At 63.1% G+C, this 15,179-nt stretch carries 17 protein-coding genes; 6 read left to right on the plus strand and 11 right to left on the minus strand.

What is annotated here, in order from left to right; all coding sequences use genetic code 11:
• Positions 1–56: 56 nt before the first annotated feature.
• The 6 genes from HOY34_RS22115 to HOY34_RS13265 form a co-directional block, all read right to left on the minus strand.
• Positions 57–1,511: a MerR family transcriptional regulator gene (locus HOY34_RS22115; protein ID WP_253944447.1), complete on the minus strand. Its 1,455-nt coding sequence runs from the start codon at positions 1,509–1,511 to the stop codon at positions 57–59.
• An 89-nt stretch (positions 1,512–1,600) separates the two neighbouring features.
• Entirely contained in the window at positions 1,601–1,903 is a 303-nt protein-coding gene (gene ihfA / locus HOY34_RS13245) for an integration host factor subunit alpha (RefSeq protein ID WP_172363618.1), read from the minus strand.
• Positions 1,904–2,010: 107 nt separating this feature from the next.
• Positions 2,011–2,982 (minus strand): beta-ketoacyl-ACP synthase III, encoded by a 972-nt coding sequence (locus tag HOY34_RS13250; RefSeq protein ID WP_172363619.1) that lies wholly within the window; start codon positions 2,980–2,982, stop codon positions 2,011–2,013.
• Entirely contained in the window at positions 2,979–4,184 is a 1,206-nt protein-coding gene (plsX, locus tag HOY34_RS13255) for a phosphate acyltransferase PlsX (RefSeq protein ID WP_172363620.1), read from the minus strand. Before plsX ends, HOY34_RS13250 begins: the two co-directional genes overlap by 4 nt.
• A 27-nt stretch (positions 4,185–4,211) precedes the next feature.
• Positions 4,212–4,418 (minus strand): 50S ribosomal protein L32, encoded by a 207-nt coding sequence (gene rpmF, locus HOY34_RS13260; protein ID WP_172363621.1) that lies wholly within the window; start codon positions 4,416–4,418, stop codon positions 4,212–4,214.
• Between the two features lie 282 nt (positions 4,419–4,700).
• Complete coding sequence (locus tag HOY34_RS13265) at positions 4,701–5,294, minus strand: YceD family protein (RefSeq protein WP_172363622.1); 594 nt, start codon at positions 5,292–5,294, stop codon at positions 4,701–4,703.
• Positions 5,295–5,577: 283 nt separating this feature from the next.
• Here HOY34_RS13265 and HOY34_RS13270 point away from each other — a divergent pair, with 283 nt between their 5' ends.
• Entirely contained in the window at positions 5,578–6,036 is a 459-nt protein-coding gene (locus HOY34_RS13270; RefSeq protein WP_253944448.1) for an outer membrane protein assembly factor BamE, read from the plus strand.
• Between the two features lie 104 nt (positions 6,037–6,140).
• On the opposite strand, the gene msrB is transcribed toward HOY34_RS13270, so the two are convergent.
• Positions 6,141–6,542 (minus strand): peptide-methionine (R)-S-oxide reductase MsrB, encoded by a 402-nt coding sequence (gene msrB / locus HOY34_RS13275; protein ID WP_172363623.1) that lies wholly within the window; start codon positions 6,540–6,542, stop codon positions 6,141–6,143.
• Between the two features lie 65 nt (positions 6,543–6,607).
• Here msrB and HOY34_RS13280 point away from each other — a divergent pair, with 65 nt between their 5' ends.
• On the plus strand, positions 6,608–7,381 hold the full coding sequence (locus HOY34_RS13280) for a GNAT family N-acyltransferase (RefSeq protein WP_253944450.1): 774 nt from the start codon (positions 6,608–6,610) through the stop codon (positions 7,379–7,381).
• Positions 7,382–7,389: 8 nt separating this feature from the next.
• Here the strand turns inward: HOY34_RS13280 and HOY34_RS13285 are convergent, their stop codons facing one another.
• The 3 genes from HOY34_RS13285 to HOY34_RS13295 form a co-directional block, all read right to left on the minus strand.
• The gene (locus HOY34_RS13285) at positions 7,390–8,373 is read right to left on the minus strand and encodes a methyltetrahydrofolate cobalamin methyltransferase (protein WP_172363624.1); all 984 of its coding nucleotides are present in this window, start codon (positions 8,371–8,373) and stop codon (positions 7,390–7,392) included.
• Between the two features lie 33 nt (positions 8,374–8,406).
• Positions 8,407–9,321, minus strand: coding sequence for a methylenetetrahydrofolate reductase (locus HOY34_RS13290; protein WP_172363625.1), 915 nt, complete (start codon positions 9,319–9,321; stop codon positions 8,407–8,409).
• 63 nt (positions 9,322–9,384) lie between these two features.
• A complete protein-coding gene (locus tag HOY34_RS13295; RefSeq protein WP_172363626.1) occupies positions 9,385–9,705 on the minus strand; it encodes a virulence factor in 321 nt (106 codons plus the stop codon).
• Positions 9,706–9,944: 239 nt separating this feature from the next.
• Here HOY34_RS13295 and HOY34_RS13300 point away from each other — a divergent pair, with 239 nt between their 5' ends.
• Both HOY34_RS13300 and HOY34_RS13305 read left to right on the plus strand, forming a co-directional pair.
• Positions 9,945–11,093, plus strand: coding sequence for a Ppx/GppA phosphatase family protein (locus HOY34_RS13300; RefSeq protein ID WP_172363627.1), 1,149 nt, complete (start codon positions 9,945–9,947; stop codon positions 11,091–11,093).
• A gap of 32 nt (positions 11,094–11,125) precedes the next feature.
• Positions 11,126–11,884: an RlmE family RNA methyltransferase gene (locus HOY34_RS13305; protein WP_172363628.1), complete on the plus strand. Its 759-nt coding sequence runs from the start codon at positions 11,126–11,128 to the stop codon at positions 11,882–11,884.
• 29 nt (positions 11,885–11,913) lie between these two features.
• Here the strand turns inward: HOY34_RS13305 and moaA are convergent, their stop codons facing one another.
• The gene (moaA, locus tag HOY34_RS13310) at positions 11,914–12,921 is read right to left on the minus strand and encodes a GTP 3',8-cyclase MoaA (protein ID WP_172363629.1); all 1,008 of its coding nucleotides are present in this window, start codon (positions 12,919–12,921) and stop codon (positions 11,914–11,916) included.
• A 170-nt stretch (positions 12,922–13,091) separates the two neighbouring features.
• On the opposite strand from moaA, the gene HOY34_RS13315 reads away from it, so the two are divergent.
• Positions 13,092–13,565, plus strand: a complete 474-nt coding sequence (locus HOY34_RS13315) for a hypothetical protein (protein ID WP_172363631.1) — start codon at positions 13,092–13,094, stop codon at positions 13,563–13,565.
• A gap of 208 nt (positions 13,566–13,773) precedes the next feature.
• A complete protein-coding gene (locus tag HOY34_RS13320; protein WP_172363633.1) occupies positions 13,774–15,174 on the plus strand; it encodes an aspartate aminotransferase family protein in 1,401 nt (466 codons plus the stop codon).
• The last annotated feature ends 5 nt before the right edge of the window (positions 15,175–15,179 follow it).

Consider the following 15,179-nt stretch of genomic DNA (forward strand, 5'->3'; position numbering starts at 1 on the left):
GTTTCGGGCAGGCGGCAAAGGACCAAAAAGCCCTGAGGATTTGGCCTGATCCGGCGTTAACGGGCGGATTTTTCCGCAAGTTCAAGCCGTTCGCGCAGCGCGGCGATGCGGCCGGCCAGTGGGTAAAGCCTGTCGCGCTGCGCGGTCAGGGCGCCTTTGGGCAGGGCACGCAGCCTTGCCGCCAGGCTGTGACGGGGCAGGGTGGCCTCGGTCTGCAGCCCTGCCGCCAGGGCCCCTGGTGAGACAGGCTCGGATGTCACTGGCCCTGACGTCATTGGCTCGGATGTCACTGGCCCTGACGTCATTGGCTCGGGCGTCACTGGCTCTGGCGTGATTGGCTCTGACGGGGCCATATCTGCCGGGGCAGCTGCAGGCGGGAAGGGGGTAATGGTGGCGCTGACGGGCGCGGCTTCGTCCTCGTCGTCAATGTCAAAGACGAAGGGGGCCTCGTCATGATGATCAAGGTGGCTGTTGTCTGTGAAGGCGCGATTGTCAGCCTGCTCTGCCAGACTGTTCTCTGCCAGACTGTGCTCGGCGAGATCATGATTCTCTGCGGCCTGTCTGGCTGCGATGCGGTAGGTTTCAGCCGGATCACCCTGAGGCGGCTGATCTGAGGCCTGCTTTGGCCTGGCATCATCAGGAACAGAATCACCTGATACAGAATCATCTGTCCGGCTGTCATCTGCCCCGGTGTCTGAGGCGAAACCCGGGAAACTGATCTGGCGGGGGTCTTCGGCGGGCAAAGAACTGTCTTTCCGGAAGAGGTCTTTGGCCCCTGCACGTGGAGCCAGAGAGGGATGGGCCAGAGAGGGGGCGGCCAGAGAGGGGCCGGCCAGAGAGGGGCCGGCCAGAGCGGGAGGGACCGGAGAGGGCGCGTCAGAGGGCAGGAAAAAATCTGCCAGCAGGTCCAGAGGCGCCTCGGTCTGGCTTTCCAGCGGGAAGGCGATCACCTCTGCGCTTTGCCCGCCTTTGGGCAGAGCACCCGGCTTCACCCCGCCCGCACTGACGGAAGCATGATCTGTATCTGCTTCGGGCCCGGAATGAGAGGCGGCAGTATCCGTCAGCGATTCCGGCTGTTCGTCCATCTGATTGGGGGCTGGCTGAATGGCCTCCGGGTCTGCCTCCGGGTCTGCTTCCTGACGGCCTTCCGCAGAGGGAGCACGCGGCGCAAGTCGGGTGACCTCTGCCGCCGCTGGCGGACTGGTCATTGCCGAGATCAGCGCCTCTTCTTCCGGCGAGATCTCATCGCTCAGGCCTGCGACATGGCGCACGCCCTGTTCGCGCAACACCTTTTGCACGCCGCGAATGGTCATGCCTTCTTCGTGCAAAAGCCGCTTGATCCCGATCAGCAGCGCAAGATCCGAGGGGCGATAATAACGCCGCCCACCCGCCCGTTTGACCGGGCGGATCTGCGGGAACCGCGTCTCCCAGAAGCGCAGTACATGGGCCGGGGTGTCCAGCGCCTCGGCGACTTCCGAGATGGTGCGGAAGGCGTCGGGTGATTTGTCCATTTGCTGCCCTGCCTGGCCTTTGGCTGACGCCGCCCCTGGCTGATGCCCGAGGCGGCCTGGCCGTGGCTTACCTGTGGTTTGCCTGCGGCTTACTGGCCTGCGCCAGCCGCCACACGATCTTTCATCAGATGCGAAGGCCGGAAGGTCAGCACCCGACGCGGCGAGATCGGAACCTCATCGCCGGTTTTCGGATTGCGCCCGACCCGGGCCGATTTCGCCCTGACCGAGAAGGTGCCGAAGGATGAGATCTTGACCGTCTCACCCGCGACCAGCGCGTCAGAGATGTGCTGAAGCACGGCTTCAACCAGATCGGCGGATTCATTGCGGCTAAGGCCAACCTCGCGGAAAACCGCTTCGGTCAGATCCATACGCGTCAGTGTCTTTTCACTCATAGGTCCAATGTCCCCCCCGGGGTTACCGGCAAAGGATGGCTGGTTCGGAATTGCTTTGTCAATATCAAAGGCTTGGACAGTGTGGTTCAGGCGCGGTTTGGCCGATTTTACCAGCGCAGAACCACCGAGCCCCAGGCCAGACCGCCGCCGATCGCCTCGGCAACCAGCAGATCACCCTCTTTGATCTGCCCGCGTGCCCGCCCGACCGACATGGCCAGGGGAATCGATGCAGCCGAGGTATTGCCGTGATCCTGCACGGTGACGACCACCCGCTCCATCGGCACTTTCATCCGTTTCGCGGTTGATTCGATGATGCGGATATTGGCCTGATGCGGCACGATCCAGTCGACATCCTCGCCCGTCAGCCCCAGCTTATCCAGCGAGGCATGCGCGGTTTCGGCCAGCTTCTCGACCGCGTGGCGGAAGACCTCTTTGCCTTCCATTCGCAGGTGGCCGGTGGTGCCGGTCGAGGTGCCGCCATCGACATAAAGCAGATCGCGGAAACGCCCATCCGAGTTCAGATCGGTCGCCAGAATGCCGCGATCCGAGGCGTCGCCCTTGCCCTCAACCGCCTCAAGCACCAGCGCGCCAGCGCCATCGCCAAAAAGCACGCAGGTCGAGCGGTCGGTCCAGTCCATCAGGCGCGAAAATGTCTCGGCCCCGATCACCAGCGCCCGTTTGGCCTGGCCGGAAACGATCAGCGCATTGGCATTTGAAAGAGCGAAAACAAAGCCCGCGCAGACCGCCTGCACGTCAAAGGCAAAGCCCTTGACCATGCCCAGCCGCGCCTGGACCATGGTGGCCACAGAGGGGAAGGTCAGATCCGGGGTCGAGGTCGCAACCACAATCGCGTCGATCTGGTCGACCGTCATTCCGGCATTGGCCAGCGCGGCCTCGGCGGCTTTGCAGGCCAGATCCGAGGTCATCTCGCCTTCGGCGGCGAAATGGCGGCGCTCGATGCCCGAGCGTGAGCGGATCCATTCATCCGAGGTGTCGACCAGGGTTTCGAACTCGGAATTTGGCACCACCCGCTCTGGCAGATAATGCCCGACGCCCCTGACAACCGCGCGCAAAGTCATACGGAAGTTCCGCTCCCTGTTCCGGGGGGGGGCGTCTGTGCCACCTCTCCCACCGGGGGCACAGCTGCCCCCGTTCCTTCAGACCCGCCATCCTGCCGCGCCATGTCGACAGATGCAAGCCGGGCCGCGATCCGTTCGGTCAGCCCGCTTTGCGCCAGACGACGGGCAAGGCCAATGGCCGCCGAAATCCCGGTTTCATCCGAGCCGCCATGCGATTTGACGACGGTGCCCTTCAGCCCCAGGAAAACCCCGCCATTCACACGGCGCGGGTCAATATTCTTCTGAAACCGCTTCAGCGAGCGCATCGCCAGCAAAGCGGCGAGTTTGGCAAAGAAGCCGGCGGTAAAGGCCTCACGCAGCCGCTCGACCACCAGTTTCGCGGTGCCTTCGCCGGTTTTCAGCGCCACATTGCCGGTGAATCCATCGGTGACGATCACATCGGCGCGGGCGCCGGGGATGTCATTGCCTTCGACAAAACCGACATGGCTGAACCCGCCAGATGCAGCGTTCAGGGCCAAAAGCTCATTGGCCTCTTTCAGCTCGGCCCGGCCCTTGTGCTCTTCCGTGCCCACATTCAGCAGGCCGACACGCGGGCGCGGGATCGACAGCCCCAGCGAGGCATAGGCCGCGCCCATCACCGCATATTGCAACAGATCACCGGGGTCGGCTTTGATATCGGCGCCCACATCCAGCATGACATTGAAGCCACCAGGATTGCGCGAGGGCCAGAGGCAGGCAATGGCGGGCCGGTTGATTCCCGGCAGCTTGCGCAGGCGGATCATCGAGACCGCCATCAGCGCCCCGGTATTGCCGCATGAAACCGCCGCCGCCGCCTCGCCGTTGCGGACGCAGTCGATCGCCGCCCACATCGAGGTGTTCTGGCCATGGCGCATCACATGGGCGGGCTTGTCTTCCATCGTCACCACCTCTGCGGCATGACGAATCTCAACCCGGTCTTTCAGATCCGGGTTGCGGGTGATCTCACGCTCGGTCAGCGGGCGCAGCTGCGCCTCATCGCCGTGCAGGATCACTGAAAGGTCAGGATTGCGGGCCAGAGCGTCAACAAGCCCGGCGACAAAAGCCACCGGGCCGCGATCTCCACCCATCGCATCAGCGGATATGATAATCCGCCCGGCTGCGCCGGATTTGGAAGCGCCAGAGGCGGTGGTGCCAGAGGCAGAGGTGTCTGTCACGCTCTTCATTCCCGGGCGCCGCCGCCAGATACAGGCTTATGCTGCGTCTTCGTCGATATCGACTTCGCGGGCCACTGCCACGACTTCTTTCGAATCGTAGTGACCGCAGGACGGGCAAACATGGTGCGGGCGCTTCAGCTCGCCGCAGTTGTTGCACTCATTGGGATTCGCAGCCGACAGCGCGTCATGTGCACGGCGCATGTTGCGGCGGGATTTGGTAACTCGGTTCTGAGGGACGGCCATGTCACAACCTCGGGGCTTGGCTAGCGGGGACAAGCCCCTGATTTCTATGGGATCTTCTGCAGGCAGCAGACCCGGCTTTTTCTGCGCTTCAGCTCTGGCCCTCTCTCTTTTGTCAAAGGATCAGCAGATCCGATGCCAACAGAAAACCACTGCTGTTTCACAGCTTGAATGAGGCGCGGAAAATACTCGCTTTCGGCAAAGGTTCAAGCCCTAATCCGCTGCGTGTATTTCTGCGCCCTTGCAGACGCTTTCCGGGCCGGATTTCTCCGGTCCGGGCAGGTCTCAGGGCTTGTCGTCTTTTTTCATCAAAGCCGCAAGCCCGGCAAACGGTTTAAGCACATCTTCGGTCAGAGGTGTCTCGCCGGGGGGGGCGAAAACCGCCTCGCCCAGATCCGCGCCCTCGGCCCGGGGCCAGGGCGGCAGGGCCAGCGACAGCGCCTCGCAGGCGACGGCTGCGATATCAAGAAGCTCTGGGATCGCCTCCTGGCTGTCATCTTCCGGGATCTCGTATTCATCGGCCTCGGGATCGACCCAATCGGCCAGATAGCGCCGTGTCACCTCTTCGTCGATGCTGGCGGGGACGGGGGCGAGGGTGATGCTGCAGGCCTGGGTCAGCTGGGCTTTCAGGCTGGCGGTCAGGCGGAAATCGGCGCGGCCTTCGGGGGTGATTTCACCGACAAAGCTAAGCTGATCGATTCGCGGCAGGTCCAGATCGCGGGCCAGGGCTGCGCGGGCAGGGCCGTCGGGCAGCCAGCGAAAGCGGGTGGGCTTGCGATGCGACAGGGTGGCGGTGCGATATTGCGGTGCCTCGGTGGCGCCGGTTTTTGCGGCACTGGCTTTGTCGGCAGGACGGTCGGCAGGAAGGTCATCGGCCATGAGGGAAGGGTCTTTCTTTAACGGGCTTTGTGCAAATGGCGCGGCTGCGGCATGGCCCCCGGGCATGCGCGGCCTGCGGCATGACGGGGGCGCAGGGCCGATTGAGGGTGCCCGGGGCGCTGGCCCGGACGGCGGATTTCATGCCGGCATCTGGCGGTCTGTCTGTGTAACCTTGAACACAGGGGGATCCTTCTGCTATCTCAGGGCGCAAGAGGGCCGCTGGTCGTATTTGGCTGGTGGCTGAGTTTACCGCAAAGATTTCGGACAGAGCAACGGGGCAGGAATGGCAGGCAGAACGGGAATGGCGCTGCGTATGGCGGCCCTGGGGCTTCTGCTGCTGGTCGCAGCCTGTGCGAAGATCTATCGCAATCACGGATATGTCCCTGATGATGTCGAACTGGCGAAGGTCCAGGTCGGCGTTGATACGCGCGAGACGGTAACAGAGAAGATCGGCCGCCCCTCGGCGCAGGGTCTGCTGAATGATCTGGGCTGGTTCTATGTGCAAAGCCGGTTCGAGCATTATGGCCCGCAAGAGCCGACCGAGGTCGAGCGTCAGGTCGTCGCCATCAATTTCACCGAATCGGGTAAGGTTGCCAATATCGGCCGCTACGGTCTGGAGGATGGCCGCGTGATCGAGCTGTCGCGCCGGGTGACCGAAAGCAATATCCGCGGCGTCAGCTTTATCGGCCAGCTTCTGGGCAATGTGGGCCGGCTTAACGCAAGCGACCTGGTCCGCAACTGAGGCAGCCGCCCCGGGGCCGGGTGGTCGATATGGAAACAAAAAGGCGCTGCAGGGATTTCTGCAGCGCCTTTTTTTATCTGTGTTCCCCTGGCGGGGTGTCAGCGTCAGGCCTGATCTTCGGCATCAAAGGCCATTGCAACACCGTTGATGCAATAGCGCAGGCCGCCCCGGTCAGGCGGGCCATCGGGGAAGACATGGCCCAGATGCGCGTCACAGCGGGCGCAATGCACCTCGGTGCGGATCATGCCATGGCTGACATCGCGTGAGCCCTCGATGCTTTCGGCGTCAACGGGGGCGGTAAAGGCGGGCCAGCCACAGCCGGAATCAAACCGCTCTTCCGAGGTGAACAGCGGTGCGCCGCAACAGATGCAGTGATAGGTGCCTTCGCCTTCGGGAAATTCGTCATGGCTGAAGGGGCGCTCGGTTGCATGTTTGCGCGTGACCTCATAGGCCAGATCAGACAGCTGGGCGCGCCATTCCTGATCCGATTTGACGATCTTGCTCATATCGCGCTCCTTTGGGGATGATGGCGGGGTGGTTTCACCTGACGAATCTAGGATGCGGAGCGGGAATGTCGAGGGGGGCAGGGCAAGCCGGGCTGCGAACCGGGCTGATTGCGCCGCAGATGCTGCCGCTTGCGCGGGGCGGCATGCGGGCGCGGCTGGCCGGGGGGGCGCAGGATCTGGCGCGGGTGCAGGCGCTCAGGGCGCTTTGCTGGCCGGGTGAGACGCCGGACCCGCTGGATACCCAGGCCGGGCATCTGATGATCGAGGGCCGGGATGGCAGGCTGCTGGCCGCGATGCGGGTGGCGGTGGCGGGCTCTGGCGCGGCGCTGCACGATTGCTACGCGGCCCGCTATTATGATCTGTCAAATCTGCAGGCCACGGAAGGGCCACTGATCGAGCCGGGGCGATTTTCCCTGGCCCCGGGTGCGGCGAACTGGGAGGTGCTGCGCCTGACCTGGGCTGCGCTGGCACGGCTGGTTTTGCAAATGGGGGCGGGCCATCTCTTTGGCTGTGCGTCTTTTCCGGGCACTGACTGGCATCCGCATCGTGAGGCGCTGGCGCTCCTGGCCGGGCATCAGGGGCCTGATGCGCTGCGCCCCGGCCCCCGCGCGCCTGAGCGTGTCGCTTACCCTGCGCTGACGGGGGCGGTGACGGATCACAAGGCCGCGCTGGCGGGCCTGCCGCCCTTGCTGCGCTTTTACCTGACGCTGGGGGGCTGGGTTTCAGATCATGCCGTGGTCGATCGCCAGCTGAACACGCTGCATGTTTTCACCTGTGTCGAGGTCGCAAAAATGCCAAAGGCGCGACAGGTTTCCCTGCGCGCCCTGGCGGTTGACTGACCCGGATCTCAGCCCCTTGCGCGGCGTCCGCCACGACGCCCGCCTGCTGCGCTGCTGGCGGCAGCCGCCGAGGCCTCGGAAAAGCTCGCGCCTTCCCCGACCGCCTCGATCACCTTTGAAAAGCGGATCCACTCGCCGCCATTCGCGTCGTGGTTCATCAGGAAATTGGCGGCGCGGATCGCCTCCATCTCCTGCTGGCGCACCGGGTTCATAATGGCCGAGGTCATGCCGGCGCAGATCGCCATCGGCAGGAAAGCCCCGTTGATCCCATGGCGATGCGGCAGGCCGAACGAGATATTCGAGGCGCCGCAGGTGGTGTTCACGCCCAGCTCGTCACGCAGGCGGCGCACCAGGGTAAAGACCTGCTGGCCCGCCGTGCCCATTGCGCCAATCGGCATTACCAGCGGATCGACGACGATGTCATGCGCGGGAATGCCGAAATCGGCGGCCCGCTGGACGATTTTCTTCGCCACCGCAAAACGCACATCCGGGTCGGGCGAGATGCCGGTGTCGTCGTTCGAGATCGCCACCACCGGCACGTTGTATTTCTTGACCAGCGGCAGAACCAGCTCAAGCCGCTCTTCCTCGCCGGTGACGGAATTCAAAAGCGGACGCCCCTCGGCCGCCATAAGCCCGGCCTCAAGCGCACCGGGAACCGAGCTGTCGATGCACAGTGGCACATCAACCGTTTGCTGCACGATTTCGACCAGCTGCTTCATCAGCGGCGGCTCGACAAAGTTGTTATCGGCATAGCGGGGGTCTTCGGCCATTTTATTGGTGAAAACCGCGCCCGAGTTGATGTCGAGCACCGTTGCCCCGCAGGCGACCTGCTCCAGCGCATCGCGGATGACGGTCTCGAAATTCCCGGCCTCCAGCTCGGCGGCCAGCTTTTTGCGCCCGGTGGGATTGATGCGCTCGCCGATCACGCAGAAGGGCTCATCAAAGCCGATGACTACGGTTTTTGTTTTAGATTCAATGACGGTGCGGGTCATTCTTAAACCTTTTTGTGAAGATGTTTTGCGGGCTCAGGCAGCGCGTGCGGGCTTGCCTGAAAGGCCGCCATTGGCGGTGACCCATTCGGCATTGGTTTTGATCCCGCCCAGCGGGAAGAAGTGGACCTGCTCGATCCCAAAGCCGGGATTGGCGGCTTTATGGGCGGCAAGGCCGGCCAGAACCTCGGTCGGCTCATAGGGCAGCAGCAGCTTTGTCACATCAAGGGCGCGTTTTTGCAGCACTTTTAAAGACGGCCCAACGCCGCAGGCAATGGCAAATTTGATCAGCGTCTGCAGCTTTGCAGGCCCCGCGATACCGATATGGATCGGCAGGCCGACACCCTCTTGCTGCAGGCGATTGGCCCAGGCGATCACCGGATCTGCGTCGAAACAGAACTGCGTCGCCATGGCCATTTTCGCGTCTGTCCGCTCGGCAAAGGCCGATTTCCAGCGGGCCGCCTCCATCACGGCGCGGTCAGAGCCGTCGGCGTCGATGTCTTTGTTGCCCTCGGGGTGGCCCGCGACATGCAGGCGCTGAAAGCCGTCAAAGGCCCCGGATTCAAGCAGTTGCATCGAGGAGTGAAAGTCGCCCTGCGGCTGCGCCAGGCCGCCCGCCAGCAAAAGCCCCTGCGCCACGCCCACATCTTTGTAACGCGCCACCCAGTCGGTAAGGGTCGCTTTGTCTTTGATGATGCGGGCCGGGAAATGCGGCATCACATCATAGCCCTCGGCCCCGATCCGTTTGGCGGTGGCGACCATATCCTCAATCGGGGTGCCTTCGATATGGGCGATATAGACGCGGGTGCCCAGCGGCAGCAGGGCGCGAAAATCCTCAACCTTTTCGGCGGTGCGCGGCATCACCTCGATCGAATAGCCCTTCAGAAAGCCTTCAAGATCGGGGCCAGCGGCGGCAGGAGCGGCGGATTTGCGAAAGGAAAACAAGGCCATCAGTCGTTCCTTTAAGGTTGATTGCATCATGGATCACGCGCTGTGGGTCAGGTAACAGGGGCTTTAGGTATTGGCCGCAGGTGTTTCCCAGCCGTCTGCAGCGATCAGCGCCTTGATCCGCTCCTGGTCGTATTCCGCCTCCAGCCGGGCGGCGGTGTCTTTGGCGATCTGGTCGGGATCGCCCTCGCCCTCGGCCTCGCCCTCAACGGATTTGCGCCATTCGGCCAGATAGGCGTCTGAATCGCGGGCGCCGATCTTCATCGCGCAGCGGTCAATCGCCTGTTCAAACCGCTCTGGCAGCTGCACTTTCGAGCCGCGCCGCCCTTTGCCGACGATGACCTGGGCGGGAATATCCCGCCAGCGGACGATGGTGATTTCCGGCATGTTCTGCGATTCCCCCCGTTTCTCTCTCTTTGTGTAGACGTCGCAAACCGGCTTTCATGGTCGGTTTTCGACATGGCGCGACCTGGCAGCGACAGCCGCCGCCTCTGCAGGCGCGCACAGCTGCGGTGCGCCACCACCCTGCGTTCGCGGGCGCATTGGCGCAAGCGGGGCGGTGATGAAACCTTGTCATGAAACCGATGCGCGACTACATTCATTTTCAACCACATATGGAGGGCGGTATGACGCCCGAGCGTCCCCAAGGGGCGGACGCAGCACCAGATCGCGTCGAGGCGGATGTTCCCGCCTCCCTCTCTGGTGTTCCGTCACCCCGCGATGGCCGGGGAACAGCGCTTTATGCGGCGCTGGACCTTGGCACGAATTCGTGTCGCATGCTGATCGCCCAACCACAGGGCGCGCAGTTTGAGGTCACGGACAGTTTTTCCAAGACCGTGCAACTGGGCGCGGGGCTGGAATCATCGGGCCGGCTTAGCCGGGCCTCGATGGCGCGCACCATTCAGGCGCTGCGCATCTGTCAGAAAAAGATTGAGAAACACGGTGTTACCCGGATGCGGCTGGTCGCAACCGAGGCCTGCAGGCGTGCCCGCAATGCCCGCGAGTTTATCCGCCAGGTGCGGCGCGAAACCGGGATGAGCCTTGAGATCATCTCGGCCGAGGAAGAGGCGCGGCTTGCTGTCGTATCCTGTGCGCCGCTGGTCAGCCCAAAGACCGAGCAGCTTCTGGTTGTCGATATCGGCGGCGGCTCGACCGAGCTGGTCTGGATTGACCTGTCGGATGTCGCACCCGAGGATCGGGCGCAGTCGATCATGCGGATGCGGATGGGGTTCAACCATCAGTTCGATGGCCCCCAGGCGCGGGTGGTTGACTGGATCTCGGTCAAGCTGGGGGTCGCCACGCTGAAAGAGCAGTTCCAGGATGTCGAGGATGACGCCGCGCGTTTCGCGCTGATGTCCTGGTTCTTTGAGGAAAACCTCAGCAGTTTCAGCCCCTACCACTCGCAGGCGGGGCAATCGACCACCGGGCGCGAAGGGTTCCAGATCATCGGCACCTCAGGCACCGTGACCACGGTCGCGGCCTCCTGGCTGGGGCTGAAACGCTATGATCGGGCCAAGGTGGACGGGTTGCAGATGACCAGCGGCCAGATCGACGGGGTGATCCGCGACTATCTGGCGCTTGGGCCAGAGGGACGCCGGACCGACCCGCGCATCGGGCGAGACCGCCATACGCTGATCATGTCGGGGGCGGCGATCTTACAGGCGCTGATGCGGATCTGGCCCACCGACCGGCTGTCGGTTGCGGATCGCGGTCTGCGCGAGGGTCTGCTATACGCGCAGATGAGCGCGGATGGCGTATTGGAAGAAAGCCCGTAAGGGCGCGGGATTTGGACAGAGAGATCCGAGCGATGAACAAGACGCCAGAGGGCAAAAACACTTCCGGGCGCGGCCAGCGTGATCTGCGCGTCAAGGTCAAGACCGCCAAGGGCCGCAAGCTTTCCTCGACGCTCTGGCTGGAGCGGCAGCTGAACGATCCCTATGTGGTGCGCGCCAAACGTGAGGGCTATCGCGGGCGTGCCGCCTATAAGATCATGGAGCTTGACGACCGTTATGGCTTTCTGAAGCCCGGGGCGCGGGTGGTCGATCTGGGCTGTGCGCCGGGCGGCTGGTGCCAGGTTGCGGTGCCGCGCGTCAATGCGCTTGGTGAGAACCTGAAAAAGCCCAGGGGCTATGTGCTGGGTGTCGATCTGCAAGAGGTCGAGCCGATCCCGGGGGCCGAGATCCACCAGCTGGATTTCCTCTCAGATGAGGCGGATGATCTGGTGAAGGGCTGGCTGGGCGGGCGCGCCGATGTGGTGATGTCTGACATGGCGGCGGCCTCTTCGGGGCATAAGGGCACCGACCACCTGCGCATCATCGCGCTGATCGAGGCGGCGCTGAGTTTCGCCTATGACGTGCTGGATGAGGGCGGCACCTTTGTTGCCAAAGTGCTGGCAGGCGGCGCGGAAAACCAGATGCAGGCCGAGCTGAAGCGCAATTTCACCAAAGTTGCCAATGTGAAGCCGCCCGCCAGCCGCAAGGATTCCTCTGAGAAATTCGTGATTGCGATGGGCTATCGCGGCCGCAGCCTGCAAGAGGCCGCTGACAGGGATGCTGACGAGGACTGAGGCCACCGCCAGGCAGTTCGCCAGCCCGTTCAGCCCCCGGTATGGCTCATGTGGCGGGTCATCTGGCCGCGGATGGCCCCCTGGCGGGTATAGTCGAAATCATGGCCCTTTGGCTTGCGTGAGATGGCGTCGCGGATCGCGGCTTCCAGCGGGGCGGGGTCATCCGGGTGCAGGCGCAAGGGCGCACGCAGGTCGGCCATATCTTCCTGGCCGAGGCACATATACAGTTCGCCCGTGCAGGTCAGACGCACCCGGTTGCAGCTTTCGCAGAAATTATGCGTCAGCGGCGTGATGAAGCCGATCTTCTGCCCGGTTTCAGCCAGGCGCACATAGCGGGCCGGGCCGCCGCTGCGTTCCAACAGGTCCGTCAGGGTGAAGCGGTCGGCCAGCCGGGCCCGCAGATCGCGCAGGCTCCAGTATTGATCAAGGCGGTTTTCCTCGCCCATCTCGCCCATCGGCATGACCTCGATAAAGGTCAGGTCGAGATCTTCGCGCGCACACCAGTCCAGCAGGGGAAACAGCTCATCCTCGTTGAAGCCCTTCAGCGCGACGGTATTGATCTTGACCCGCATCCCCGCCGCTTTGGCCGCAAGAATGCCGTCAAGCACCTGGTTCAGCCGCCCCCAGCGGGTGATCGTGGCGAATTTCGCCGGGTCCAGCGTATCAAGCGAGACATTGATCCGCCGCACACCCAGATCCGCCAGCGGTGCTGCGAAACGCGACAGCTGGCTGCCATTGGTGGTCAGCGTCAGCTCCTGCAGCGCACCCGATTGCAGATGCCGTGCCATCGCCTCGAAAAATGTCATGATGCCGCGCCGGACCAGCGGCTCGCCGCCGGTGATGCGCAGCTTTTCCACCCCCATGCCGATAAAGGCCGAGCACATCCGGTCCAGCTCTTCCAGGCTCAGCAATTCGGCCTTCGGCAGGAAGGTCATATGCTCGGCCATGCAATAGGTGCAGCGAAAGTCACAGCGATCCGTCACCGAGACCCGCAGATAGCGGATCGCGCGTGCAAAAGGATCAATAAGCGGGGCCATGTCTTTCATCAGCCTAAATTAAGGGGGCGGGGCCTCTGCTACAAGGTGCAATCAGGGCGTGATCACGCGAAGGCGGGCAGCCCGGCTGCGCCAATGGTCGCCTATTATGGCCGAAGGGCCAGCAGGCAGTTGCGGGGGCGCGGTCTTGCTCTTATTCTGGGGGCATGATGATGCGCATATTCGCCCTTGCTTCGCTGTCCCTCGCTTTGGCGGGATGTTCTGTATTTGATGGTCTGGGCAAGGGCAGGGCTGCGCCCGGGCCCTCGGGTGGCTCTGATCTGGCGACTGAATTTGCGCCTGCGGTCTCGACAACCGCTCTGGGCGCTGCGGGCCACAGTGCTGCCGCGCTGGACAAAACCAGCGAGGCAGAGAAAGCCGCCGCCCTGGCGCAACCGACCGCCGCGGGCGAGCGTGAACTGGGCAAGGCCGTGGTCGCGCTTGGGCCGCCGGCCGAGACCGGGCTTTGGGTGCAAAGCGTGCTGGTCAGCAGCAAAGGCCAGGGCCGGGTGGTTGCGCCCAATGGCCAGTCGTTGGCGGTAGAGCTGCGTCCGGGCAGTGGCGGGGCGCTGATGTCGCTTTCGGCCTATCAGGCGCTTGGCCTGTCGCTGACCTCGCTGCCCGAGCTGACGATTTTCGGCGGCTGATCTTATTCCTCTGTAATCGCAATGTGGAACCCGCCGCCCCAAAGGCCGCGGGTTCTTTTGCTTTGGCCCTCTGTCTGTCGGCCTGAGAAAAATCTGCGGCTGAAAATAATTTGATCAAATTTATTGAAGGCGAACCGGATTGCCCCTAATCTGGCGGGGAAGGGCGCTTTGCGCCTGATGATTCTTCCTGCCGGAAAGGGTGGTCACCATGAATATGATCAACAACAACACGCCGACGGCCGAGCTGCAAAAGCTGGACGCCGCGCATCACTTTCACCCTTTCACCGATAAGGCGGCGCTGGCCAAAAAGGGCGCACGGGTCATCCTGCGCGGTGAGGGCTGCTGGCTGACCGACAGCGAAGGGCACCGTATCCTTGACGGGATGGCCGGGCTTTGGTGCGTCAATATCGGTTACGGGCGCAAAGAACTGGGCGAGGTTGCAGCCCGCCAGATGATGGAGCTGCCCTATTACAACACCTTCTTCCAGACCACCCATGTGCCCGCCATCGCGCTGGCCGCGAAACTGGCGGAACTGGCGCCGGGCGATCTGAACCATGTGTTCTTTGCCGGCTCGGGCTCTGAGGCCAATGACACCAATATCCGCCTTGTGCGCCGCTATTGGCAGGTCAAGGGCCAGCCCGAAAAGCGCACGATCATTGCCCGCTGGAATGGCTATCACGGCTCGACGCTGGGTGGCGGTTCGCTTGGCGGTATGAAGCCGATCCATGCCCATGGCGGCAAGATCGACGGGGTCGAACATATCAACCAGCCCTATTGGTGGGGTGAGGGCGGCGATATGGATGAGGACGCCTTCGGCCTCGCCCGCGCCCGCGAACTGGAAGATAAGATCCTTGAACTTGGCGCCGACAAGGTTGCGGCCTTTATCGGTGAGGCGGTGCAGGGCGCGGGCGGCGTGGTGATCCCGCCGAAAACCTATTGGCCCGAAATCCAGCGCATTTGTAAAAAATACGGCATTCTGCTGATCGCCGATGAGGTCATCACCGGCTTTGGCCGCACCGGCAACTGGTTTGGCTGCCAGACCTTCGACATCAAGCCTGACATCATGACCATCGCCAAGGGGCTGTCGTCGGGCTATGCGCCGATTGGCGGCTCGATCATCTCGGATGATGTGGCCGAGGTCGTGGGGTCGGGCGGCGATTTCAACCATGGCTATACCTATTCGGGCCATCCGGTTGCGGCGGCTGTGGCGCTGGAAAACCTGCGCATCATGCAAGACGAGAATATCGTCGATCATGTGAAAAACGTCGCCAACCCCTATCTGGCCGAGCGTTGGGCAAAGCTGGCCGATCACCCGCTGGTCGGCGAGGCCAAGCTGGTGGGCCTGATGGGATCCATCGCGCTGACGCCGAACAAGGCGACCCGGGCACGCTTTGCCGCCGAAGAGGGCACGGTCGGGCTGCGCACCCGCGAGCGTTGCTTCGCCAATGACCTGGTGATGCGCCATGTGGGCGACCGCATGATCATCTCGCCGCCGCTGGTGATCACCCCCGCTGAGATCGACGTGTTGATCGAACGCGCGACGAAATCGCTGGATGAAAGCTATGCAGGCCTGAAAAAAGACGGGCTGCTGGTCGCCAAGGAGGCCTGATCTTT

The organism is Pseudogemmobacter hezensis, assembly GCF_013155295.1.
Lineage (GTDB): Bacteria > Pseudomonadota > Alphaproteobacteria > Rhodobacterales > Rhodobacteraceae > Pseudogemmobacter > Pseudogemmobacter hezensis.